Below are 552 nucleotides of genomic sequence, written 5' to 3'. Positions count from 1 at the left end.
TCCGGGTCGCCATCGAGGAAGGAGACGATCACTTCGTTGCCGATTCTGGGCAGGGCCATGAAGCCATACTGGCCGCCGGCCCAACCCTGGCTTACCCGCAACCAAGCGCTACTGTGTTCGTCGTTCTTGCTGTATCTGTCCCAGGGGAAGCGGACTTTTACCCTACCAAATTCGTCGCAGTGTATTTCTTCCCCGTCGGGGCCTGTCACTATGGCGATTTGTGGGCCGTCCATGAGTGGGCGTTGGTTAATTCTGGGTCGCCAGGTTTTATCGGCAGGAACCGCACTGAACGTGTTGTTGTAAGTGGTCGGCCCAGAACCGCCCTCTTCTTCCATGGCCTGAGGCTGTTTGCCGGTGTGTGTGACGGCGGTCAGTAGCCAGTCCCGATTCAACTTGGGGTTGTCGTGTTCGATGAGTTCGGTTTTGGCACCGCAGCTGAAGTCTGCGCGGTTGCTCTCGCCGGTGGCGGTGCTGGCGTCGTTTCTGAGGGCGTCCAGCCTGGCTTCGGTAAACGGCTGGCCGCTGGCGTCGGCTTTGAAACGGCCCGGGTAA

Annotated in this window: 1 protein-coding gene; it reads right to left on the bottom strand. The window is 59.6% G+C overall.

What is annotated here, in order from left to right; all coding sequences use genetic code 11:
• Positions 1–552 (bottom strand): type VI secretion system tip protein TssI/VgrG (gene tssI, locus RG807_RS17850; RefSeq protein WP_309046055.1); only part of this gene is annotated, 552 nt, incomplete at both ends.

The organism is Marinobacter sediminicola, assembly GCF_031157525.1.
In the GTDB taxonomy this organism is placed as follows: Bacteria; Pseudomonadota; Gammaproteobacteria; order Pseudomonadales; family Oleiphilaceae; genus Marinobacter; species Marinobacter sediminicola.
This window is presented reverse-complemented; position numbering and strand designations above follow the sequence as displayed.